We start from the raw sequence: 21,536 nt of genomic DNA, 5'->3' as shown, positions 1-21,536 counted from the left end.
AGTCCCGGGCCAGGTCGGCAGGGTTCTACAAGCGAGTCGCCTCGTAGTCGGGGAGTGCGGCCGGGGTGGTCCGGGTTGCCGGGCGCATGGTCAGGATCAGTACGGCCAGCCCGGCGAAGATGACCGCGGCGACGACGCCGGTGACGTGCAGGCTGGCGGTGAACGCCTCCCGCGCCGTGTGCAGCAGTTCCGCGCCCTGGCCGGCGGGAAGGTGCCGGCCGGCGGCGACCGCGCCGGCCAGCGAGTCGGACGTGCCGTCCATCCGGCTGCGGTAGACCACCGCGGCCATCACACCGATCAGCGCGAAGCCGAGCGAACCGCCGAAGTAGTTACCGGTCTCCGACATCGACGCCGCCGAGCCCGCGCGCTCCGGCGGTACGGACCCGACGATCAGCCCGGTGCCCAGCGCGAACAGCGGGCCGGTGCCCAGCGCGAGTACGGCGATACCGATCATCACCAGCGGCAGGGCGCCGGCACCGTCGACGCCGACCAGCAGCAGGCTGCCCAGCGCCGACCCCACCAGCCCGCCGGCGATCGCGGTCGTCTGCTTCATCCGCCGGGCCAGCGCCGGCGCGGCCATGGTGCCGACCGCCACTCCCAGGCCCATCGGTGCGAACAGCACCGCCGACGCGACCGGCGAGAAGCCCAGCACGCTCTGCAGGTACTGGGTCACCAGCAGGCCCGTACCAGCCATGGCGAAGCCGGCGAAGACGAGCCCGACGAGTACCGCCGTGAACGGGCGGTTGCGGAGCAGCCGCAGGTCCAGCAGCGGCGTCTCCAGCCGCAGTTGCCGGCGTACGAACAGGAATCCGATGGCCGCGCCGACGACGAGGGCCACCGCCGGCACGACCGGCACGCTCTCGACGGTCAGCTGCTTGATGCCGTAGACCATCAGAAGCACCGCCACGAGCGACAGTCCGACGCTGGCCAGGTCCAGCCGGCCGGCTTGGTCGCTGCGGAACTCCGGCAGCAGGACCGGCCCGGCGAGCAGCAGCAACGCCATCGCCGGCACGGCCGCCAGGAACACCGATCCCCACCAGAAGTGCTGGAGCATGAATCCGGCGAGTACGGGTCCGAGCGCGCCGCCGGTGAACTGGCAGGTCGCCCAGATCGCGATGGCCTGCCCGCGCTGTCGTTCGTCGCGGAACATGTTGGTGATCAAGGCAAGTGTGGACGGGGCCAGGGTCGCGCCGGCGACGCCCAGCAGCGCACGCGCGACGATCAGCATCAGCGGGCTGACCGCGAAGGCGGCCGCGACCGACAGCACCGCGAACGCCGCTCCGCCGATCATCAGCAGCCGTCGGCGGCCGATCCGGTCGCCGAGTGTACCCATCGTGATGACCAGGCCGGCCACCATGAGTCCGTAGCTGTCACTGATCCACAGCTGCTGGACGTTGGTGGCACCCAGGTCGGCGCTCAGCTGTGGGAGCGCGAGGAGCAACGCCGTCGTGTCCATCGCGACGAGCAATGTCGGCAACATGAGGACGACCAGTCCCAGCCATGCCCGGTTGACTCGCATATCCGAAACTTCCTGTTCTCTCGACGTTTCGCCGGTTGGTCGGAGCGGTCGAGAGCTTCTTGACATCGGTACGGACGGAGATCTCTCGCGTCAGCCACGGCGGGGGGACCAGAGATGACGAGCTCGCGGTCCGGGCGATGAGACGGCGAAGAACTCATGCGAAAGTTCTGGCGGGGGATGTCAAGACAGCGGCGGCGGCTCCGACCAACCGGTCGAAGGGCCCAGCCGGGGCTCGCGAACCACGAGGAGTGCGAGATGAAGTTCCTGATCAGCATGCATATCAACCCGGCCGTGCTGGACGCGCTGACAGACGAGGAGAAGGCGGCGATCGGCGACGGCCACGGCACGTTCATCGAGGCGCTGAAGAAGTCCGGCGAGCTGATCACCACGCAGGCGCTGGTCGACCCGTCACAGGCCGCGGTGGTGTCCGTACGCAACGGCCAGCCGGTGGTGACCGACGGACCTTTCCTGGAGTTCAAGGAGTATCTGGGCGGCTTCTACCTGATCGACTGCGAGAACAAGGAGCGGGCGATCGAGCTGGCAGCGCAGATCCCGGACGCCGCGATCGAGGGTCTGGGGATCGAGGTGCGGCAGGTGATGTTCGCTGACGGACAATTGGAGGCATGACAGCACCAGCCATCGAGGACCTGCTGCGTGAGCTCACGCCGCAGGTCCTCGGCGCGTTGATACGTCGGCACGGCCAGTTCGAAGGGTGTGAGGACGCCGTACAGGAGGCCGTCCTCGCCGCCACCGTGCAGTGGCCGGCCGAGGGAATGCCGGACAACCCGCGCGGCTGGCTGATGACTGTCGCGTCCCGGCGGCTCATCGACCAGATGCGCAGTGACCACGCGCGCCGCGAGCGGGAGTCGGCGACGGCCACCGAGGTGGTGCCCGAGGACGTGCCGGACACCGACGACACGCTCGTCCTGCTGTTCCTGTGCTGCCATCCGACGCTGACCGCGGCCTCCCAGACCGCCCTGACGCTGCGGGCGGTCGGCGGCCTGACCACTGCCGAGATCGCCCGCGCATTCCTGGTGCCGGAGGCGACGATGGCGGTCAGGATCAGCCGGGCCAAGCAGCGCATCAAGGCCGCCGGCAGCTCGTTCGGCCTGCCGGACGGCGCGGAGCGCGAGGAGCGGTTGCGGGTCGTCCTGCACGTGCTCTACCTGATCTTCAACGAGGGCTACACCGCCTCCTCGGGCAGCGAGTTGCACCGCGCCGACCTCGCGCACGAGGCGATCCGGTTGGCCAGGATGGTGCACACGCAGCTGCCCGAGGACGGCGAGGTGACCGGGCTGCTCGCGCTGATGCTGCTGACCCACGCCCGCCGGGAGGCACGTACGACGGCGGCAGGCGACCTGGTGCCGCTGGACGAGCAGGACCGGACGAAGTGGGACCGCGGGCTGATCGACGAGGGCACCGAGCTGGTCAAGGCGTCGCTGGCCGACCCGGCGCTGGGGCCTTACCAGCTGCAGGCCGCCATCGCCGCCACGCACGCCGACGCGGCCACGGCCGAGGAGACCAACTGGCCTCAGGTACACGCCCTCTACCTGATCCTGGAACGGATCGCGCCCAACCCGATGGTCACCCTCAACCGGGCGATCGCGCTCGCCGAGACCGAGGGCCCGCTGGCAGGACTGGCCCTGCTGTCCACATTGGACAGTGATGAGCGGATGGCCGGGCATCACCGGCTGCTGTCCGTACGGGCGCATCTCCTGGAGAAGACCGGCGACACGGCCGGGGCGTACGAGCACTACCGGCGTGCCGCGAAGTCCACCGCCAGCATCGCCGAGCAACGCTACCTGGAGTCCCGGGCCGGCCGGTTGAGAACATAGTCCGCCCCACTCCCCTGCGGGATCAGTCGCGGCCTGGCGGCAGGCGAAGGTCTTCACCGACGCCGAGCGGGCCGCCCTGGAACTGACCGAACAGGGCACCCGTATCAGCCCCGGACTCGCGTCTGTGTCGACTCAGGAGGCGTACGTCGCGGCCGCCCTGCGGGCCCGTTCCGCCGGTGACCAGGATGGGTGACGTCATGGCTTCTCCGATACCGGTTCTGTCCGGGAGTCGGCCTCCCGGTACCTTGAGCTGGTGTTTTGCGGACCTACTGCTACGACCCCCGGCGACGAAGGAATGTGACACGGTGGACGAACGCGAATCGCTGATAGAGCGTTTCGAGGTGCATCGACCCCAGCTGCAAGCGGTGGCCTACCGGATGCTCGGCTCGCTCAGCGAGGCCGATGACGCCGTGCAGGACGCCTGGCTGCGCCTCAATCGCGCCGACACCAGTGACGTGGAGAACCTCGGCGCGTGGCTGACCACGGTGGTGGCACGCCTGTGCCTGAACATGCTGCGCTCGCGCGAGCATCGGCGCGAGGAGCCTTTCGACATTCAGGTGTCCGACCCGGTCATCAGCCGGGACTCCGGGGGCGACCCCGAGCGGGAGGCGTTGATGGCCGACTCGGTCGGGGTGGCACTGCTGGTGGTGCTCGACACGCTGCCTCCGGCCGAACGTCTCGCCTTCGTGCTGCACGACATGTTCGCCGTACCCTTCGACGAGATCGCCCCGATGCTCGAGCGGTCGCCGGCCGCGACCAGGCAGCTCGCGAGCCGCGCCCGCCGCCGGGTCAAGGGGGTCACCCCCGCGCCCGACGCCGATGTGACCCGCCGGCGTCGGATCGTCGACGCCTTCCTGGCCGCCACTCGCGGCGGGGACTTCGAGGCGCTGATCGCCCTGCTCCATCCCGACGTGGTGCTGCGGGCCGACAAGGCGGTCGTCCCCACACCTCAGCCCATCGTGGTCCGCGGCGCCCAGCCCGTGGCCAAGGGAGCGATGGCCGCTCTGGAACGGGCCTGGTTCACGGGTCCGGCGATGGTCGACGGGGCGGTCGGACTCGCGATGGCTCCCCACGGCCGACTGCGCGTGGTGCTCAGCTTCACGATCATCGAGGGCATGATCACCGAGATCGACGTGATCGCGGAGCCGGATCGCCTCAGCCAACTCGACCTCGCCGTCCTCGACGCCTGACACCCTCCGCTGGGTACGGCGGTGGATCACGCAGCCACCTGCCGTACCCAGCCGGCTGATCGTCACATCAGGCGGAGGTAACGGCTCACGGCGTCACGCCGCAGGTGCTCGGCACGTCCTCATCCAGGCCGCAATTCGATCGGGCGGACCGACGAGCCGCTCATCGAACTCGCCGAGGGCATCGTCGCCGAGGCACGGAAATCGCGGCTGACCAGCGGGTCACGGTTTCAGCTGTCGTCGGCCGAGGAGAACGCTGCGGCGTGGTCGCGGACGAAGTCGGCGATGTCGCGCGGGGGGTGGCCGAGAAGGTCGGCGACCGTATCGGCGGTGAAGTCGCCCCAGCCCGAAACATACGCCTGCGCGTACTCCTCGAGCATGTCGACGATCCATTTCGGAACGCCGTAGCCGAGCAGTGTCTTGCGCTTGGCGTCGTCGCTGACCGGCAGGTACGTGATGGTCCTGCCGAGAGCGAGACTCAATTGGTCGGCGACCTCGTCGAACGTCAGCGCGCGCGGGCCGGTGAGAGTGTACGTCTCGCCGTGATGGCGATCCGGGTCGTCGAGGAGCACGCGGGCAGCGCACTCGGCGATGTCGCGTACGTCGATCATACCGATCCGCGCCGAGGCCATGTTCAGCGAGAACGTGCCGGTGGCGGAGATGTCGCCCGCCTCGTTCAGCAGGTTCTGCATGAACCAGTGTGGACGCAGGATCGTCCAGCGCATGCCGCACCGTTCGGTCTCCCGGTCGGACAGGGCGTGCAGCCTGCCGCTGCGGTTCGGCGCGTCGTGTGCCGCGCCGACGACGGACAAGCGCACGACGCGCTCCACACCGGCCTGGCGTGCGGCCCACACGGCGTTCATGTTGTTCTCCGAAGCGCGCGGGCCGTTCGGGGTGAGCAGCCACACGTCCTGCACGCCCTCGAAGGCGGGCGGCAGCGACCGAGCGTCATCGAGGTCACCGACGAAGACCTCGGCGCCCCGCTCGCACGGGCCGTCCGCTTTGGACTCTTCGCGGACGAGAGCACGAAGGTCCACCTCGGCCCCTTCCAGCGCGTTCATCAGTGCGGTGGACACGGTGCCGGTGGCTCCGGTGATCAGCACGGTGCGCGACACGCTCATTCTCCCTTGGAGGTAGTGGGGATACGGACCAGGTTGCGTACCACGGCGGTGGCCTGGTGGCCGCCAGCGAGCGTCTCGGCTACCGCGCGGCTTCCCACGTTTCCCGCCGCTCCGAACACGGTGATGCGCATGGTTCAGCTCCTTGGATCAGTTGGTCGAGGCGGCCGGTGTCGGGTCATGGCCTTGGTGAACTGAGGTCTTTGGGGGCTTGCCCGCCGCCCGGTCGATGGTCATGCGCTCCAGGAGCCAGAGCGCGACGGTCCCGGCCGAGAGGGTGGCGCCCAGGACGCACACGCCGGTCCAGCCGCCGTTCACCCAGATCACCGATGTCAGCGCAGAGCCCACCGCACCGCCCAGGAACAAGGAGGTCATGAAGGCGGAGTTGATCCGGTTGCGGGCCTCGGGCCGGAGGGCGTAGAGGACGTTCTGGTTGCTGTTGAGCACCGCCTGATGCGCCAGGTCCAGCACGATCACGCCGACGAACAGCCAGACCAGCGAGCGCGCCCCCGCCGCGATCGCCAGCCAGGACGCCAACAGCAGGACCGTCCCTGCGCCGGTCACGATCTGGACGTGCCCGCGGTCGGCGAGCCGCCCCGCCACCGTGGCGGTCAGCGCGCCCGCGACGCCGACCAGGCCGAACAGGCCGATAGCCGACTCCGACCAGTCGTACGGCGACCCCACGAGCAGAAAGGTCAGCGCCGTCCACAGCACGCTGAACGAGGCGAGACTCAACGCGCCGATACCTGCCCGCCACCGCAGCAACGGCTCGTACCGGAACATCGCGATCGTCGAGCGCAGCAGTCCCGGGTAGGACAGGCGTCCGCCGTCCCCGCCGAGCCGGGGCAGGAAGGTGCGCAGCAGTACGGCCATCAGCGCCATCAGGACCGCGTTCACCCAGTAGACCGTCCGCCAGCCGCCCAGCTCCGACAACGCTCCGGACGCGGTCCGCGCCAGCAACAGGCCGAGCATCAGCCCGGTCATCACCGTGCCGACCACCCGGCCACGCTCGGCCGGATCCGCCAGCGTCGCCGCGAACGGCACCACGACTTGCGCTCCGACCGAGGTCAGCGCGGTCAGGGCCGTACTGACCAAGAGCACCGTGCCGTTGGCGGCGGTGGCCGACACCAGCAGGAACACCGCGGTCGCCGCGTAGAGCGACACCGCCAGCCGCCGCCGCTCCACCAGATCGCCGAGCGGCACCAGCAGGATCAGCCCCAGCGCATACCCGCCCTGCGCGGCCGTCACCGTCAGCGCCGCCAGCGTGGATCCAAGGTTCAGTTCCCGGCCGATCACATCAAGCAGCGGCTGCGCGAAGTAGTTTCCCGCGACCGCCAACCCGGTCGCCGCCGACATGAGCAGGAGCAGGCCACGCGACAGGCCGCCGTCCGTGCGAGGTCTCATCTCTTTCATGCCCCCAAGCCTCGGTGACAACGATCAATGAGTCCAACGCATGTTTGTCATCGAACCGATCGTGCATCACGATTGATTCGTGGAACTTCAGCAAATGCGCTACGTCGTCGCTGTCGCGGAGACGAGCAACTTCACCCGCGCCGCCGAGCAGTGCCGGGTCGTCCAGTCCGCGCTGAGTCACCAGATCGCCCGGCTGGAACGTGAGCTGGGTGCCAAGCTGTTCGACCGCACCAGCCGTCGCGTCCGGTTGACCCCGGCCGGCCAGGCGTTCCTCCCCGCGGCCCGGCAGGCCCTCGACGCCGCCGAACGAGCGCGCGCCGAGGTGGCGGCCGCCGCCGGCGAGATCCGGGGCCGGCTCGCCATCGGCGCCATTCCCACCGTCGCGGCCGTCGATCTCCCGACCGCGCTGAAGCACTTCCACCTGAAGCATCGGCAGGTGCGGATCAGCCTCCGCTCGGGCGCGAGCGAGGAGCTGATCGAACAGGTGCGGCAGGGCACCCTGGACGCCGCGTTCCTGGGGCTGCCACTGGGCGTACGACCCAAGGGCGTCCGCGGCCGCGAACTCGCGCGCGGCGACCTCGTCGCCGTGGTGGCGCCCGGCCACCCATTGGCCGACAGGGAGCGCGTGGACCTGCACCAGCTGTCGGATGAACCGTTCGTCGACTTCCCCCCGGGCACCGCCGCGCGGGCCCAGTCGGACGAGGCGTTCGCAGCGGCCGGAGTCCGGCGCGAGGTCGCTTTCGAAGTGACGACCGTGGACTTCATGGCTCGCCTGATCCGACAGGGTCTGGGCATCGGGATGCTGCCCGCCGCCTTCGTGTCCGAGCTCCCCGATCTGCCCGTCCTCCAGCTTCGCGACGCTCCCGCCCGCATGGAGCACCTCATCTGGAGTCGCTTCCCTCCATCCCCTGCCGCCGCGGCGTTCCTGTCCGCCCTCGATATCTCCGGGGTGCCGTCAACGGACGTGCATCAACCGCCGAATGAGGTCTGACCGCGGAGAATCCGGGTATCGGACGTCAGTCACGTGATCTCTTTGTTGACCTGGTACCGGGCCAAGGCGGGCCGCACCTACTACCCGCTCGGAGAAGTTGCCCCCGGGCACAAGGGCACCCTCAAAGACTGGGCGGCCAGCACCGTCACCTGGACCTCGATGTCCCGCCTGGAAGACCTCCCGCGATCCGGACTACGCGGCCAAGAAGGCCCGCGTCGAACACCTCTACGCGATCGCCGACGGCGAGGTCATACCCGAGGAAGGCGAGCCTGAAGTCATCTTCTGCATGGACGAGTTCGGGCCGCTCAACCTGAAGCCCCACCCGGGCCGGCAATGGGCCGAGCGCGGCGGCAGGCACAAGGACCCTGACCGCGAGCCCCGCCGCCCGCGCCGGGCGACCTACAAAACGGCGGGGTCCGCCACCTGTTCGCCGCCCTGGACCTCAAGGGTGACAGGCTCTACGGCCACATCAAACCGATCAAGAAGCGGACCCGGTCCCTGGAGTTCTGCCACTACCTGCGCACCCTCTACCCGCCCGAGGTCCCGGGCCGGCTTCGGCTGATCCGCCCGCTCGCGCGTGGAGCCCACCGTCGCGGCCGTCTCATCCAGGGACCCAGTTGTACTGACCCCGGCACCGGCCCCGGTGACAACCGGCAGTTCAACGACCAGCACTTGATCAAGCGCAATACCAGCAACTTCTCGCTCATTGACGACATCCAGGTTTCGGGCTCACCGGCGTCGCAGCCGGACCCGTGACCACGCCCCGTCCGCGCCGACCAGCAGAATCGTGGCGACGGTGGTGCCGTCGGCGAAGGTCACCTCGTGGCACAAGTACCGAACGGACACTCCTCGCTGGAGAACCCGCACGATCACCCGTCTTAGAACTGCTGCCCACCCCTGGTCAGCCCCGGCGGGACGTGGGATCGCGTTCTTGTTCCAACCACGCGACGATGTGCTGCACAAAGCTGTCAACGTGCGCCATGGGCCTGCCGTCGAGCGCCGCGACAAGGTGAGTCACGCCGAAAGTCCGGTCCCAAACCTGGGCGCGCCGATAGGTGGCGCTGTCGACGGCTTCACGAAGGTTGTCCCAGCCGTGCAGCCACCCCATGGTGGCAGCGTCGATCGCCGGGTCGAATAGATGAGCGCGGTCCCAGTCCAGGACGCCGATCAGCTTGCCGTCCTCACTCCAGTGGATGTTCTCTCCGCCAAGATCGCCATGCACCAGGCAATCCTGGACCGGTTCCAGGGCGAGCGCGTCTTCGAGCCGCCGCAGACCTACGTCGCGCCACTTGCCGGGGAGGCGCGGGATGACCTCTTCGGCCAAGATGTCGGCCCAGTGATGGCCGTCGCTGTACATACGCGGCGCACCCAGCACTGCTCTCAACTCTGGCGTGACGACCAGCTCCCGCAGCGCCGTGAGAAGCTCCCCGATCCTCGCGGGATCACCCACGCCGTCGGGCAGCCCGGCGCCGTCGAGCCATGAGACGGCAACGGCCGCCCGCTCTCCGAACATCATCACCGGCGTCAACGGCTCCGGCACTGCGAACGGCAGCCCGGACGCCGCGATCACCCGCAGCAGTTCGGTTCGCCGCGGCAAAGCCTGTGCCCCCGATGGTCGCTGGCTGACCCGTACAGCCGCGATCCCCGGCAGCAGGACAACGTCGTGGATTCCGCCTTGGAAGAACCGTGCCGCGTCCAGGGAGATGCCAGGCATGAGGGCATCGGCTATCTCCAGCAACTCGCCAGGCACCTGCTTACTCACTGACATTCTCTTTCTCCGGTCGATCATTCCCTGGCTGTGTCGAGCACCGCTTCACGCCCGCAGAGGTAACAGGAGCGCATGATCATATCCATGTCATGGCCGTGGTCGGCGGGCGGTCTCGTCGTGGCGGCCGCCGGCCCTCCCCTGGGGCCCGGTAGCAGCGCCCCCGTCTCTTGGCACCACGTGATCCGTGACCTACGATCACCTGACATCGCTCCTGCCGTGCTGCGTGCACCACGCCGGCATGCGCGTAACTGTCCGTCCGCTCAATCTCCACGGTCATCATCGACATGTAGGGGGCCAGACCCAGGGCGTGGAGTACATCGGATACGGCCAGGAGACGGGCACCCTCCGCTCGCATCTGTTCTGCAAATCTCCCCAGATCTTGGAGTGCACCTGGGAAGTCAGCGGAGACACCCTGACGATCTGGTACGGCGAGCAGGGCTCACCTGCCCGCTACGTGGGCACCTTCAACGAGGACCGCACCACCAACACTGGCGCATGGGAATGGCCGGGCGGCGGGTATCAGTCCACCATGATCCGACTCTAGGCTCTTCTCGCGACTTCCACCTGAGCCTCCTCGAGGGCGACCTCGCCAGTCCCTTCCAGCAGGCGCCCGCTGTCGATCCGGGAGCTGGGGCCTCCCCGTGCGGGAAGTGGGCGTCGGACGGCTGCTGCCCGGCCAGGTCCATGTCACGAAGACACCGGGAGCGGCAGCGAGTGTTCCGGGCAGCGGAGCAGCCACAGCGGGCCGGTGTCGCACTACTTCGCGATCGCCTCGCGTACGGACGGGACGATCTCCTGGGCCCAGCGGGCCAGGAGTGTGAGGTCCGGGACGCCGTGGCCGGCGGAGAAGAGCGTGAAGCCCGACGCGCCGTGCTCCAGCACGGCTCCGGTCAGTTCCTCGACCCACTGGCCGACGGAGCCGCCGAGCCAGCGGCCGTCGCGGTCGCGCGTGGCGGGCAGCGGCCGGTCGGTGATGCGTCCGGGGAAGTTGAAGACCGTGCGGATCTCGCTCGGATCGCGGCCGACGGACGCCGCCGCCTCATCGATGATGGGCCGCGAGGCCCGGTAGCGTTCGCTGAGCCAGTCGGCCGCATGGCCGGGGATCCAGCCGTCGGCCACGCGGCCGGTGGCGGCCAGGGATTTCGGGCCGACCGATCCGGTCCACACGGGAGGCGCGGCGACGGGAGCGGGCTCGATCTGGTTCACCTGGTAGTGGTTGCCCTGGTAGGTGACCGCGGGGCCGCCGCCCGACAGCAGCTTGACCAGGACGATCGCCTCCTCGAAGGCGTCCACGGCGTCGCCGGGCGTCAGCCGCGGCACTCCCATGTCGGCGATGCGATCCCACAACCCGCCCGCGCCCATGCCGAGCACGATCCGGCCGCCCGACAGTGCCGACAACGATGTCACCGTCCTGGCCAGCATGGGAGCGGGCCTGGTCGGCAAATTGGTGACGTTGGCGAAACCGGCGATGCGCTGCGTACGCCCGAGGATGAAGCCGAGCGCGGCGTAGGCGTCCAGGCGCCCGCCGATGTAGGGATGATCTGACAATGTGAAGATGTCAAGCCCGTCCCGCTCGGCCTGCTCGGCCATGCGCAACAGCTCGGGTATGTCGTCAATGCCGGAATGCGCGCCAAAACCGAAGACGACGTTATGTGTGGACAATGTTCTGCCTTTCCGTGCGAATGGGGATGTTCACCAGGCGTACGCTTCCGGCGCGGGCTTGGCGCCGTTCGGCCCTGGTGGGGGGAACAGCTCGTCAAGGGTGATCGCCAGGGCCCGGAGCGAGCCGTCGAGCTGCTCGACCGTGCGCGGCCCGATGATCGGCCCGGTCACGCCGTCCTGCGCGAGCGACCAGGCCGGCCCGACGTCAGCAGGGTCCTCGCCGATGGCGGTGCACACCTGTTCATGATGCCCAGGACGAGCCGGGACACGGCGAGGCCGCTGCGGCCGAGCTGGGTGCAGTCCATGTCAGGCGGCGCCGAACTGCTCGGTGAAGCGGCCGGTGAACAGGTCGGCGCCCTTGTACGCCGAGACAGTCTCGGCTGGGACGACGGCCGGGCCGTCGGGGGTGGGCAACTGGCCGACGCCCCCACGCGGGCCGAGCGGCAGCAGGATCATGGGGTGGGGCAGCGGCTGGTAGGTGGCCGTCGGCTGCTCGCCGCGCAGCTGGGCGATGATGTTCTGGGCCACCACCTCCGCATGCTGCATCGCGTACCCGGCCATCTTGGCCTCGGCGACATCGGTGATGTCGCCGATGGCGTAGACGTGGTCGTATCCGTGCACGTTGAGGGTCTCGGTGACGGGAACCTGCCCCTGCGGCGTACGGGTCGTCAGCCGGCCGCCGGCGAGGTAGTCGCTGTTGACGCGCACGCCGTGCGCGCGGAACCAGATGTCGGCGGTGATCTCCTCCCCCACGGTCGTGGTGACGGTGAACGTCGCCACCTGGCCGGGCTCGGTCGCCGGAGGCGCGGTCAGGCCGGTGCCCAGCCGCAGGTGGACATCCAGCTCCTCGAGCTGGCGGTGCAGCCCCTCGCGCATCTCCGCGGGGAAGGCGGCCAGCAGCTGCTCGGCCGGGTCGACGATGGTCACGTGCTTGTGCGGCCAGACCTCCTTGATCTCCCCGGCCAGTTCCAGGCCGACCGGCCCGGCGCCGAGGATCAGCACCCGCTCGGAATCCGCCAGTTCCTTGTGGGTCCGGAGCAGGTCGTCCAGGACCTCGCTTGTGGAGTCAAAGGTGGGTTTGGCGGGGTAGGCGTAGCTGGAGCCCGTGGCCAGGACCAGGTAGTCGGCCTCGACCCGCCGGCCTGAGGCCAGCGTGACGCCGCCGGGGTCCACCGAGACCGCGCGGTCGCGCACCACCGTGCCGCGCCTGAGCCACTGGTCGTAGGGGAAGAACATGTTGTGCGCCCAGTCGGGCTGGGTCAGCGCCCGCAGCGAGCCGGCCGAGTTGATGAACGCGTCACGGGGGTCGATGAGGACGACGTCTGCCTCCGGGTCCAGCGCCTTTGCGACTGCAGAACCACCGTAACCTCCGCCGATGACCACGACTGTACGACTCATGATTCACGCTCCAACACAAAAAGGGGAGTTGAGTTCGTGTCACGAACCATATTAGTTCGTAGCACGAACTGCAACTCCTTCTCGAGTTCAGCGCGTGGGATCCGGTTCCATGAAGACGGTGGGAACCTTGTTGTCCGTCACGACGCGGCCGAGCAGAGCGGCAAGCGTGTCGCGCTCGGCCGGGGCGAACCCCGAGGTCAGCTCCTCGACGCGGCGGCAGGTCTCGGTGTAGAACTCGTCGGCCAGCTTGGCGCCCTGCCTGGTGAGCGCCACCCTCACCGCGCGGGAGTCCTGGGGGTCGGGTTTGCGCTGGACCAGGCCGTTGCGCTCGGTGCGGTCCACCAGACCGGTCAGGCTCGACTTGGCCAGGCCGAGCACCGCGCCCAGCTCGCTCATGCCGTACGGCTGCGCCATCAGGACGCACAGCAATTGGCCCTGCTGCTGGGTGAGGCCGTACTCGCGGGCGGAATCTGCGTACACGGCATTCACCAGGAACGTTGACCGCACCAGCGCCGCCACGGTCCCGATCTGGCCGTCAACATGCTTGCTCACTGGGCCAGAGTAACAAATTCGTGGGACGAACTACCGCCTCATGGTGGCCGAACTCGCCGAACAGCTTCGCGCCCACGACCTCGGACTGGAGCTCCTCGGGTCCCGCGACTCGAGCATCTCGGGTCTGCGCACGATGAGGGAGGGCTCAAGGCGCTCAAGGCTGCGGCTCGGCAGCGGATCGCTGAGGGCCAGGCTGGGCTCGATCTCGGGTCGAGCCTGGCCGAAGCGGCTTCCTCGGGCGGGCCGTTGACAATCGATTTCCTGGCGGGTGGGGCATCTCATGACTCGTCCATGTCCGGCACCGGTGAGATCGTTGCACCGGCCGACAGCAGTCTCTCCGCCAGCTCGCGACAGCGCCTCCCGAGCTCCGGAGGGTCGAGTACCTCGAAGTCGTGCCCCAGCAGGAGCACGTGCATGAGTACGAAGTCGAGGCTGCCGGCGCCACTGAGCACCTCGCAGAGCTCGCTCCCTCGCCGTCCTACGACGGCCGCCGACTCCGGAATCTGCGCGCGCACCGTGTCGGCCGACGCGTGCACGAGGAAGCGCGCCTGGTGCGGGTAGACCCGACTCGCCACAGCCTCCTGCACGTACGTCGCCGCGTCGGGCGCCGCGCGCGGGCGGAAGCGCCAGGTCCGCGCAGACACCTCGGTCATCCGGTCGACGCGGAAGCTGCGCCAGTCGTCGCGATCGAGGTCGTAGGCGAGGAGGTACCAGCGCCGGTCGGAGGCGACCAGGCGGTAGGGCTCGGCCCGCCGCCGTCGCACCTGGCTCCCTGACGGGTAGTCGAAGCCGGCCTCGACCTCGTCGCGGCAGGCTCTGGCCAGCGTCATGAGCACCTCGGGGTCGACCGGCGTGCGGCCGCCGCCGAAGGACTCAACCGAGTCGGAGAGCGCGCGCACCTCGTGCCGCAGCCGGGTGGGCAGCACCCGGTCGAGCTTGGTCAGCGCCCGGAGTGCGGCGTCGCCGGCGCCGGCGACCGCGCCACCCGCGCCGGCGAGCAGCGAGACCGCAGTGGCGATCGCCTCCTCGTCGTCGAGCAGCAGCGGCGGCAGGTCCTGTCCCTGGCCGAGCTGGTAGCCGCCGCCGACACCCTGGCTGGCATGCACCTGATAGCCGAGCGTGCGCAGCCGCTCGACATCACGCCGTACCGTGCGCGGCGTGACCCCCAACCGGTCGGCGAGCTCGGGGCCGGTCCAGACCTGGCGCTGCTGCAGCAGCCCGAGCAGGGTGAGCACCCGCTCCGTCGTACCTCGCTCGTCACCGCTCGCCACGTCCATGTCGTCCACCCTGCCAGATAGCGGACCGATGCTGTCCGCTAGAGGTGACAAGGTGGCTCCATGGACGCAGACGAACTCGACTGGAACCGGACGCTGCGCGAGCAGTGGGAGTTCCACTGGAACCATCAGCTTCGAGCCAGGCTCGACGGCCTCACCGACGACGAGTACTTCTGGTCGCCGGTGCCGGACGCCTGGAGCGTGCGGCCGCGCGGCAGCTCGACGGCGCCCGTGCAGGTCGGTGCCGGGGACTTCACGATCGACTACGCCTTCCCCCAGCCGGTCCCCACGGCCTTCACCACGATCGCCTGGCGACTCGGTCACGTCATCGTCGGCGTGCTCGCCGCGCGCAACGCGGCACACTTCGGCGCGCCGGCGGCGTCCTACGAGACCTGGGAGTACGCCTGCAGCGCTGCCGCCGCGCTCGACCAGCTCGAGGCCCAGCTCGACGTCTGGCTGGCGGGGGTGCGCGGCCTGGGCGAGGCAGGGCTCAGGGTCCCGCTCGGCGCGAAGGAGCCCTTCCCCGAGGCGCCCATGGCCGATCTGGTGCTGCACATCCACCGCGAGCTGATCCACCACCTGGCCGAGGTGTGCCTGCTGCGCGACCTCTACCTGCACACGAAAGCCGCTACGAACGGAGCAACCCGATGAGCCGCCACATCCAGGTCACCTTCGACGCCCACGACCCGCGGGCGCTGTCGTCCTTCTGGCGCGATGTACTGGGCTACGTCCACCCCGGCCCGCCCGGAGTCGACCTGCCCGAGGGCGCCGACCCACTGGCCGCGTGGGACGACTTCCTCGCGCGGGTCGGCGTACCGGAGGAGGAGCGCAACACGAGGTCGGCCATCGAGGACCCGGACGGGCACGGCCCACGGCTGTTCTTCCAGCAGGTGCCGGAGGACAAGGTCGCCAAGAACCGCGTCCACCTCGACGTCCGTGCGGCTCCAGGGTTGCAGGGAGAGGAGCGGATGGCGGCGCTGGAGGTCGAGTGCGACCGGCTCGTCGCGCTGGGAGCGACGCGGGTACGTCGCTACGAACCCGCTCCCCCGATGAGCGCAGGCACCATCGTGATGAACGACCCCGAGGGCAACGAGTTCTGCCTGGACTGACAGGCCGGGGTCATCGCCTCCCGGACGACCTCCTCGGGCAGGTCCAGCGCATCCTGGGCCGGCCGCCCCAGCGTGATGTCCTGGCCGAAGGTGACCTGGCCGCCGCGCAGCCCCGGCTCGCTCGGCACCCTTGGGTAGACGTAGCCGTTGGGGTTGCGGCGGGCGGTGGCGTCCGCGACCCGGACCCTCGCATGGATGTTCCTCCACTCCGACCGGGCCGAGCCGGTGGTCTCGGTAGAGGGCGACCAGCCCGGTGCCAGGGCAAGGGCTGCATAGCGGGGCCCTCGCCTTCCGGTTGAGAGGCGAGGGCGCGTCAGCTCTGTCTGACTAGCGAAGGGCCTTCTCGGCATCGGCGATGAACCCGCCGACGTAGGGGTGGGCGGGGTACAGCTCCTGCACCCGATGGAACTTGTCGAGCGCCGTGTCGTACCGCCCGGCGAAGAAGTCCTCCAGGGCTGAGTCGTAGATCTGCGACGTCTCCGCCAAGACCGGCCTGGCACCCGCCGCGGCCAGCTTCTTGCGGATGATGCTGACCGGTAGCACGTAGCTTGCGGTCTCGGCCGTGCCGCCGTCCAGCTGCGGTCCGGCGGTCAGCATCCCGATGACCTTACCGTCCTCGCCGAACACCGGCCCGCCGGAGTTGCCGCCGTACGCCGGAGCCTGAACCTGCAGGTACGGCACACTCATCGTGCTCGTCCGCTTGACGTTGTAGGCGCCGTCGGTCAGCGACGGATAGAACTTCGACCGCGGGTCCAGGGCAGGGTCCAGCATCGTGATGCCGGGAAATCCGCTGATGTAGAGATGATCGCCGACTCTGACATCGTCGTCGTTGCCCAGCGACAGGGTCGGCAGGCCACTCGCCTCCTCCATCTTCAGCAGCGCGAAGTCCTCGCCTGGCCAGCGGCTCCCCTCGGCGACCAGGTTGAGGTTCCGAATGGTGATCGCGCCGTCGGCGTCCTGCACGGCGACGTGATGCTCCCTTTTGACGCCGGTCAAGCGCACGTTCTTGTGGTGATAGCTGGTGAACAGGGTTTCCGCCAGCTGCGCCATGGCGTCATCCGACTGGGCGAACCTGGACATCTGCTTGAGGAAGCTCTGCTGGTTTCCCTTGATCGCCTTCGGCAGTACCGCATCGGCGAGCAGCTCTCGCACCTGGGCATCGGGCTGGGCGACACAGTGCTGCCCGGTCACCATGTAACCGTCGGGTGTGATCCACCAACCGGTGCAGGTGAAGCCTGTCGACACGGTCGCTTTCTCGACCGTCTTGCCTGGAGCGAGGTACTTGGTGACGTTCTTCGCTGCCGTCCTGAGAACCCACTTGAGCTGGCTCTGCTGGTCGGCGGGCAGGCGGCCTGCTTCCGCGTGCCGTTCCGCCTTCGCGAACAGCTCCTCGAACGCCTTCGTCGGCACGGGCTGTGGAACCATGACCGTGCCCGTGTAGTCCAGGCCGATGGCCTGTACGGCAGGGCTGGTCTTCGCGGCCAGCATCGTGGCTACCGCGACGTCTCTCGGCTTGGGACTGGCGAGCGCACTCCCCTGCAGTGCCGTGACGCCGGCCAGTGCGATTCCCGCAGCCGCCGCTGTCGCTATTGACTTACGCATGCATCCCCCTCGGTTGGCCCTTCCGAAAGACTGCGGCGAAGCACTGGCAGGCGACTTGCTGTCCGGTTTCGACCTCCTTGCGCACTTCGTCGGGAGACGCCGAACTGATGGCGGCGTAAGCTTCGCTCAGATGCCGCCCCCGCAGCCGGCCGGGGCCTCTCCGCCCGACGAGCACCCATCAGCCTCGCTGCCGGGCTCGCCGCGGGAAGCATGGCGGCGCTCCTCCCCGGTGGTACCTCACCGGCGCGTGCCACATGGCGCCCTACCCGTGAAGACGGTTTAATGCCCGCGCAATTCCGCGGTTCACGGCGGCGTAACACCCCGCGGTGAGACTGGCCGGCATGAGCGATGCACCGAAGGCGATTCATCCGCGTGCCGGACACGACCGCTCGCAGCACGCGCGCTCCTGGTGGCGAGAGATCCTGGAGGTGGCCGCGCTTTTCCTGGCGGTCGGCGTGGCCCACCTGCTCGCCACCCTCCTCGGGCACACCGATCCTGGACCGGTGCTGCTGGTGGGGCTCGGCGGCGCCCTGATCGTCGGCTCGGCCGTCCACAAGCGCGTGAAGACCGGGCGGGCGGTGACCGCGCGCCGGAAGTCCGGGCGTACCCTCCCGGCGCTTCCCGACGGCCAGAGGAGCAACACCATGACGTTGTGGCGGATCCGGATGCGCGTGGTGGAACGCCCCGGCCGCCTGGCCGAGGTGGCCGGCGCGTTCGGCCGGCTGGGCTGCAACATACTGGCGCTGCACATCGCCCCCACCGGCAGCAGCGCGATCACGCCGGCCGGCTGCGACGCGCTCGACGAGTTCGTCGTCGAGGCGCCCACCCACCTGAATCCCGGCCTGCTGCACGCCGCGCTGTCCGAGGCGGGCGGCCTCGACGTGCTGGTCGTGCCCGCGCAGGTCAAGGACCTGATCGACCCCGGCATCCAGGGGCTGCTGCTGGCGCAGCGGGTGCACGACGATCCCGAGCAGCTCCCGCAGGCGATGGCGGAGCTGCTGCGGGTCTCGGAGATCGAGTGGCGCCGCCCGGGCGAGACCGTCGACGACAACGCCGAACTCAACAGCACGATGGTGATCTCCGTACACCCCGAGCGGGCCCTGCTGCTCAGGCGGCCCGGTCTGCCCTTCACCCCGGCCGAGGCGGCCAGAGCCGCCGCGCTGGCCGCCGCCGCCAGGGGCGCCCGCTACAGCGGAACCACCTGAGGCCCCACATCCGGCCGTCCCGGTGAGCCCCCCGTGTCAACGTCCACCATCGGATGCTTCGCCGTGGGGAGCCCCTCGCTTGGGGCGGCCTCGAGACCGGCGGAGAGACCCGCGCAGCATGCGACACCGTGATCGGCGCGGTACGGCACGAGCCGGCCCCGTTCATCGGCCCGGCTTGCACGGTGCCACGCGCAGGGCCGGCCACCCCGAGCGCTTCCAATCGCACCCACCGTGCGAGGTAGAAGAACCTCTACCCGGGATCGGTTACCAGCCTCACTGCGTTGCCCGACGGCGACTACGATCATCGAAGGCATGGACAGAGTGACGATGAGGCCGCGGGTCTACGCGGTCGGCGCAGTGGTCGCGGCGGTGGCGCTCGGGGTGGTCATCGGTGGCAGCGGACAGGCCGTCGCCCAGGATGGCGGCAAGACGACGTTCGAGGAGATCGACGTTCAGCGGATCAACGTGGTCGAGCCGGACGGCAAGCCGCGCCTGGTGCTGAGCAACAAGGTGAAGTCGCCCGCCGCCGTCGTGAACGGCGTCGATCTGGGCAATGCGGGACGACGGGCAGGCATGATCTTCTACAACGCCGAAGGAGATGAGGCGGGCGGCATGGGCGTCGACAGCTCCGTCGTCGATGGGAGGCAGGGTGCGGGCGGGCAGCTGGCCTTCGACCAGTACAAGCAGGACCAGACCCTGATCCTCCGGTACGCCGAGGACCAGGGCAAGCGCGGCGTCGGCCTGACGGTTCAGGATCGGCCCGACACGCCTCTCTCCGCCATGTTCGAGGAGTACACGAAGATCCAGCAGATGCCGCCGGGACCCGAGCAGGACAAGGCGATGGCTGAGTTGGAGAAGAAGTACCCCAGCCCGAAGCGGGCCTTCTTCGGCAAAAATCCTGACAAGTCGGTTGGGCTGACGCTCGCCGACGGGAAGGGAAAGCCACGCATCGTGCTGCGCGTCGACGATGAGGGCGATCCGCAGATCCAGTTCTTGAACGCCAAGGGCAAGGTCACCAGGACGATCAAGGGCTGATGAAGCGAGCGACGACCCCATGGCAGGCGATCACGGGGAACCCGCTGCGGTTCCTCGCGTCGTCCTGGCCATGGCGAGCGCTCGCCTACCTGCTGACCGGCCTGCCGAGCGTGGCGGGCGTGGCCTGCCTGTCATCCTTGGGACGGCAGGCCGCCCTCGTGGTCGGGATGATCATCTTGCTGGTCGTCGCGGGAGCGCTCAGCAACCCAATCGCAGCCCTGGAACGCAGGCGACTGAGGCTGATCGACCCGGTCGAGGCGCCCGCGCCGCGGCCCAAAACGCCGATCTTCCTGTGGCGGGAGATCGGCTACGGGCTCCTGTGGGTGACGATCCTGCCCGTCGTCGACATCATCGCCCTGCTGCTCGTCGCGGTGACGGTCTTCTGGTTCGTCGATGGGTTCCACTCGTGGGCGGCCGGGTGGCTTCCCACCGCGTCATTGGCGACGGGGCTCAGCGCGCTCGTCACGCTGGTCTGGCTGGCCGGTTGCGCGTACCTGTTCACGCTGATGGCCGCGGCCCAGGGGGCGCTGGCGCGCAGCCTGCTCACCGCGCCCGCCGAGGCGCGGATGATCGAGCTGACCAGGTCGAGGGCCAGGCTGGTCGACGGGTTCGAGGCCGAGCGGCGGCGCATCGAGCGGGACCTCCACGACGGCACCCAGCACCAGCTCACCGCCGTGCTCATGCAACTCGGCCTGGCGCGGCTCGACGTCGGGACCGATCCCGCGCGCACGGCGCAGGCCATCGACCTGGCCTACGGGCACACCGAGGCCGCGCTGGGCGAGCTTCGCAGGGTCATCAGGGGCATGCATCCGTCGGCGCTCACCGACAGGGGGCTCGGCGTCGCCGTCGCCGACCTGGCCCGTCACTGTTCCGTCCCCGTGACGCTCGACCTCGCCCTGCCGTACCGGCCGCCACCCGGGGTGGAGGCGGCGGCCTACTTCTGCGTCTCGGAGGCCCTCACCAACGTGATCAAACACAGTGACGCGCGGCAGGCCGCCATCAGCGCCGCACTGTCGGACGGCGTGCTGGTCATCGAGGTGAGCGACGACGGCAGCGGCGGCGCCGACCCCGCGGCGGGCAGCGGGATCAGCGGGCTGGCCGACAGGATCGGCGTCCTCGACGGGACGCTCTCGCTCAGCAGCCCGCCAGGGGGGCCGACCACGCTCAGGGTGCGCATCCCATGCGACTGATGATCGCGGAGGACTCGGTCCTTCTCAGGGAGGGGCTGACCGGAATCTTCGCCAGGTTCGGCCACGAGGTGGTCGCCGCCGTCGGCAGCGCCGTCGAACTGGTGCGCGCCGTCGGCGGCGAGGTGCCCGACCTGGTCGTGGTCGACGTCCGCATGCCGCCGACCTTCCGCGACGAGGGGCTGAGGGCGGCCATCGCGCTGCGTCGCGAGCATCCGGGGCTCGGTGTCCTGGTCCTGTCGCAGATCGTCGAGGAGGCCGCGGCGGGCGAGCTCATGGAGGCGGGCACGCGCGGCATCGGCTACCTGCTCAAGGACAGGATCGGCGCGATCACCCAGTTCGTTGAGGACGCCCGCGTGGTCGCCTCGGGCGGTACGGTCATCGACCCCGACGTGATCCACCAGCTGCTCGTCCACCATCGCGCCCACGACCCGCTCGACGCGCTGTCGCCCCGCGAACGCCAGGTGCTCGCGCTGGTGGCCGAGGGCCGCTCCAACAGCGCGATCGCCCAGCGGCTGTACGTGTCGGAGGCCGCCGTGGCCAAGCACGTCACCAGCGTCTACACCAAGCTCGACCTCGGACCCGACGCCGACGACCACCGCAGGGTGCTGGCCGCCCTCACCTTCCTCCGCTCCCGCTGACCGCGTTGACGGGCGGCCGTCCATCGGGTCATGGCGGATC

The 21,536-nt window shown here is 69.4% G+C and carries 22 protein-coding genes and 1 pseudogene; 12 read left to right on the top strand and 11 right to left on the bottom strand.

Going from position 1 to position 21,536, the window contains the following annotated elements; genetic code table 11:
- Window positions 1–25 precede the first annotated feature (25 nt).
- Window positions 26–1,519, bottom strand: a complete 1,494-nt coding sequence (locus AB0B45_RS20595; protein WP_358132615.1) for an MFS transporter — start codon at window positions 1,517–1,519, stop codon at window positions 26–28.
- A 255-nt stretch (window positions 1,520–1,774) separates the two neighbouring features.
- On the opposite strand from AB0B45_RS20595, the gene AB0B45_RS20590 reads away from it, so the two are divergent.
- From AB0B45_RS20590 to AB0B45_RS20575, 4 genes and pseudogenes are all read left to right on the top strand, one after another.
- The gene (locus tag AB0B45_RS20590) at window positions 1,775–2,146 is read left to right on the top strand and encodes a YciI family protein (protein WP_358132613.1); all 372 of its coding nucleotides are present in this window, start codon (window positions 1,775–1,777) and stop codon (window positions 2,144–2,146) included.
- Window positions 2,143–3,354 carry a DUF6596 domain-containing protein gene (locus AB0B45_RS20585; RefSeq protein WP_358132611.1) on the top strand — a complete coding sequence of 404 codons (1,212 nt, stop codon included), beginning with the start codon at window positions 2,143–2,145 and terminating at the stop codon, window positions 3,352–3,354. Before AB0B45_RS20590 ends, AB0B45_RS20585 begins: the two co-directional genes overlap by 4 nt.
- Window positions 3,355–3,379: 25 nt before the next feature.
- Window positions 3,380–3,463 (top strand): annotated as a pseudogene (locus AB0B45_RS20580) (carboxymuconolactone decarboxylase family protein); the annotation flags it as partial.
- A gap of 196 nt (window positions 3,464–3,659) precedes the next feature.
- Entirely contained in the window at window positions 3,660–4,544 is an 885-nt protein-coding gene (locus AB0B45_RS20575; RefSeq protein ID WP_358132610.1) for a sigma-70 family RNA polymerase sigma factor, read from the top strand.
- Between the two features lie 227 nt (window positions 4,545–4,771).
- Here the strand turns inward: AB0B45_RS20575 and AB0B45_RS20570 are convergent, their stop codons facing one another.
- From AB0B45_RS20570 to AB0B45_RS20560, 3 genes are read right to left on the bottom strand one after another with little or no spacing between them, the layout of a single operon-like run.
- Window positions 4,772–5,662, bottom strand: a complete 891-nt coding sequence (locus AB0B45_RS20570; RefSeq protein WP_358132608.1) for an SDR family oxidoreductase — start codon at window positions 5,660–5,662, stop codon at window positions 4,772–4,774.
- Window positions 5,659–5,793: a hypothetical protein gene (locus tag AB0B45_RS20565; RefSeq protein ID WP_358132606.1), complete on the bottom strand. Its 135-nt coding sequence runs from the start codon at window positions 5,791–5,793 to the stop codon at window positions 5,659–5,661. Before AB0B45_RS20565 ends, AB0B45_RS20570 begins: the two co-directional genes overlap by 4 nt.
- Window positions 5,794–5,809: 16 nt before the next feature.
- A complete protein-coding gene (locus AB0B45_RS20560) occupies window positions 5,810–7,063 on the bottom strand; it encodes an MFS transporter (RefSeq protein ID WP_358132605.1) in 1,254 nt (417 codons plus the stop codon).
- Window positions 7,064–7,151: 88 nt separating this feature from the next.
- On the opposite strand from AB0B45_RS20560, the gene AB0B45_RS20555 reads away from it, so the two are divergent.
- Entirely contained in the window at window positions 7,152–8,063 is a 912-nt protein-coding gene (locus tag AB0B45_RS20555) for a LysR family transcriptional regulator (RefSeq protein WP_358132603.1), read from the top strand.
- A 901-nt stretch (window positions 8,064–8,964) separates the two neighbouring features.
- Here AB0B45_RS20555 and AB0B45_RS20550 read toward each other — a convergent pair.
- The gene (locus AB0B45_RS20550; RefSeq protein ID WP_358132601.1) at window positions 8,965–9,825 is read right to left on the bottom strand and encodes a phosphotransferase; all 861 of its coding nucleotides are present in this window, start codon (window positions 9,823–9,825) and stop codon (window positions 8,965–8,967) included.
- A 190-nt stretch (window positions 9,826–10,015) separates the two neighbouring features.
- Between AB0B45_RS20550 and AB0B45_RS20545 the strand changes: the two genes are divergently transcribed.
- Entirely contained in the window at window positions 10,016–10,375 is a 360-nt protein-coding gene (locus AB0B45_RS20545) for a hypothetical protein (RefSeq protein ID WP_358132600.1), read from the top strand.
- Between the two features lie 212 nt (window positions 10,376–10,587).
- Here the strand turns inward: AB0B45_RS20545 and AB0B45_RS20540 are convergent, their stop codons facing one another.
- The 5 genes from AB0B45_RS20540 to AB0B45_RS20520 form a co-directional block, all read right to left on the bottom strand.
- Window positions 10,588–11,493 (bottom strand): LLM class flavin-dependent oxidoreductase, encoded by a 906-nt coding sequence (locus AB0B45_RS20540; protein WP_358132598.1) that lies wholly within the window; start codon window positions 11,491–11,493, stop codon window positions 10,588–10,590.
- 30 nt (window positions 11,494–11,523) lie between these two features.
- On the bottom strand, window positions 11,524–11,730 hold the full coding sequence (locus AB0B45_RS20535) for an aldo/keto reductase (protein ID WP_358132597.1): 207 nt from the start codon (window positions 11,728–11,730) through the stop codon (window positions 11,524–11,526).
- 69 nt (window positions 11,731–11,799) lie between these two features.
- On the bottom strand, window positions 11,800–12,891 hold the full coding sequence (locus AB0B45_RS20530) for an FAD-dependent oxidoreductase (RefSeq protein ID WP_358132595.1): 1,092 nt from the start codon (window positions 12,889–12,891) through the stop codon (window positions 11,800–11,802).
- 87 nt (window positions 12,892–12,978) lie between these two features.
- Window positions 12,979–13,443: a MarR family transcriptional regulator gene (locus AB0B45_RS20525; RefSeq protein ID WP_358132593.1), complete on the bottom strand. Its 465-nt coding sequence runs from the start codon at window positions 13,441–13,443 to the stop codon at window positions 12,979–12,981.
- Window positions 13,444–13,721: 278 nt separating this feature from the next.
- Window positions 13,722–14,720 carry a WYL domain-containing protein gene (locus tag AB0B45_RS20520; protein WP_358132591.1) on the bottom strand — a complete coding sequence of 333 codons (999 nt, stop codon included), beginning with the start codon at window positions 14,718–14,720 and terminating at the stop codon, window positions 13,722–13,724.
- Between the two features lie 60 nt (window positions 14,721–14,780).
- On the opposite strand from AB0B45_RS20520, the gene AB0B45_RS20515 reads away from it, so the two are divergent.
- Together AB0B45_RS20515 and AB0B45_RS20510 are read left to right on the top strand one after the other, a co-directional pair.
- The gene (locus tag AB0B45_RS20515) at window positions 14,781–15,368 is read left to right on the top strand and encodes a DinB family protein (protein WP_358132589.1); all 588 of its coding nucleotides are present in this window, start codon (window positions 14,781–14,783) and stop codon (window positions 15,366–15,368) included.
- The gene (locus AB0B45_RS20510) at window positions 15,365–15,826 is read left to right on the top strand and encodes a VOC family protein (protein WP_358132587.1); all 462 of its coding nucleotides are present in this window, start codon (window positions 15,365–15,367) and stop codon (window positions 15,824–15,826) included. Before AB0B45_RS20515 ends, AB0B45_RS20510 begins: the two co-directional genes overlap by 4 nt.
- A gap of 327 nt (window positions 15,827–16,153) precedes the next feature.
- On the opposite strand, the gene AB0B45_RS20505 is transcribed toward AB0B45_RS20510, so the two are convergent.
- Window positions 16,154–17,428, bottom strand: coding sequence for a trypsin-like peptidase domain-containing protein (locus AB0B45_RS20505; RefSeq protein WP_358132586.1), 1,275 nt, complete (start codon window positions 17,426–17,428; stop codon window positions 16,154–16,156).
- Window positions 17,429–17,769: 341 nt separating this feature from the next.
- Between AB0B45_RS20505 and AB0B45_RS20500 the strand changes: the two genes are divergently transcribed.
- From AB0B45_RS20500 to AB0B45_RS20485, 4 genes are all read left to right on the top strand, one after another.
- Window positions 17,770–18,633 carry an ACT domain-containing protein gene (locus AB0B45_RS20500; RefSeq protein ID WP_358132584.1) on the top strand — a complete coding sequence of 288 codons (864 nt, stop codon included), beginning with the start codon at window positions 17,770–17,772 and terminating at the stop codon, window positions 18,631–18,633.
- A gap of 312 nt (window positions 18,634–18,945) precedes the next feature.
- Window positions 18,946–19,668 carry a hypothetical protein gene (locus tag AB0B45_RS20495; RefSeq protein WP_358132582.1) on the top strand — a complete coding sequence of 241 codons (723 nt, stop codon included), beginning with the start codon at window positions 18,946–18,948 and terminating at the stop codon, window positions 19,666–19,668.
- A complete protein-coding gene (locus AB0B45_RS20490) occupies window positions 19,668–20,858 on the top strand; it encodes a sensor histidine kinase (protein ID WP_358132581.1) in 1,191 nt (396 codons plus the stop codon). The genes AB0B45_RS20495 and AB0B45_RS20490 overlap by 1 nt, the downstream gene beginning before the upstream one ends.
- Complete coding sequence (locus AB0B45_RS20485) at window positions 20,849–21,496, top strand: response regulator transcription factor (RefSeq protein ID WP_358132579.1); 648 nt, start codon at window positions 20,849–20,851, stop codon at window positions 21,494–21,496. Before AB0B45_RS20490 ends, AB0B45_RS20485 begins: the two co-directional genes overlap by 10 nt.
- The last annotated feature ends 40 nt before the right edge of the window (window positions 21,497–21,536 follow it).

It is taken from the genome of Nonomuraea sp. NPDC049152, assembly GCF_040648355.1.
Classification (GTDB): Bacteria; Actinomycetota; Actinomycetes; order Streptosporangiales; family Streptosporangiaceae; genus Nonomuraea.
The sequence above is the reverse complement of the archived record's forward strand: the minus strand, read 5'-3'. Positions and strand labels throughout refer to the sequence as shown.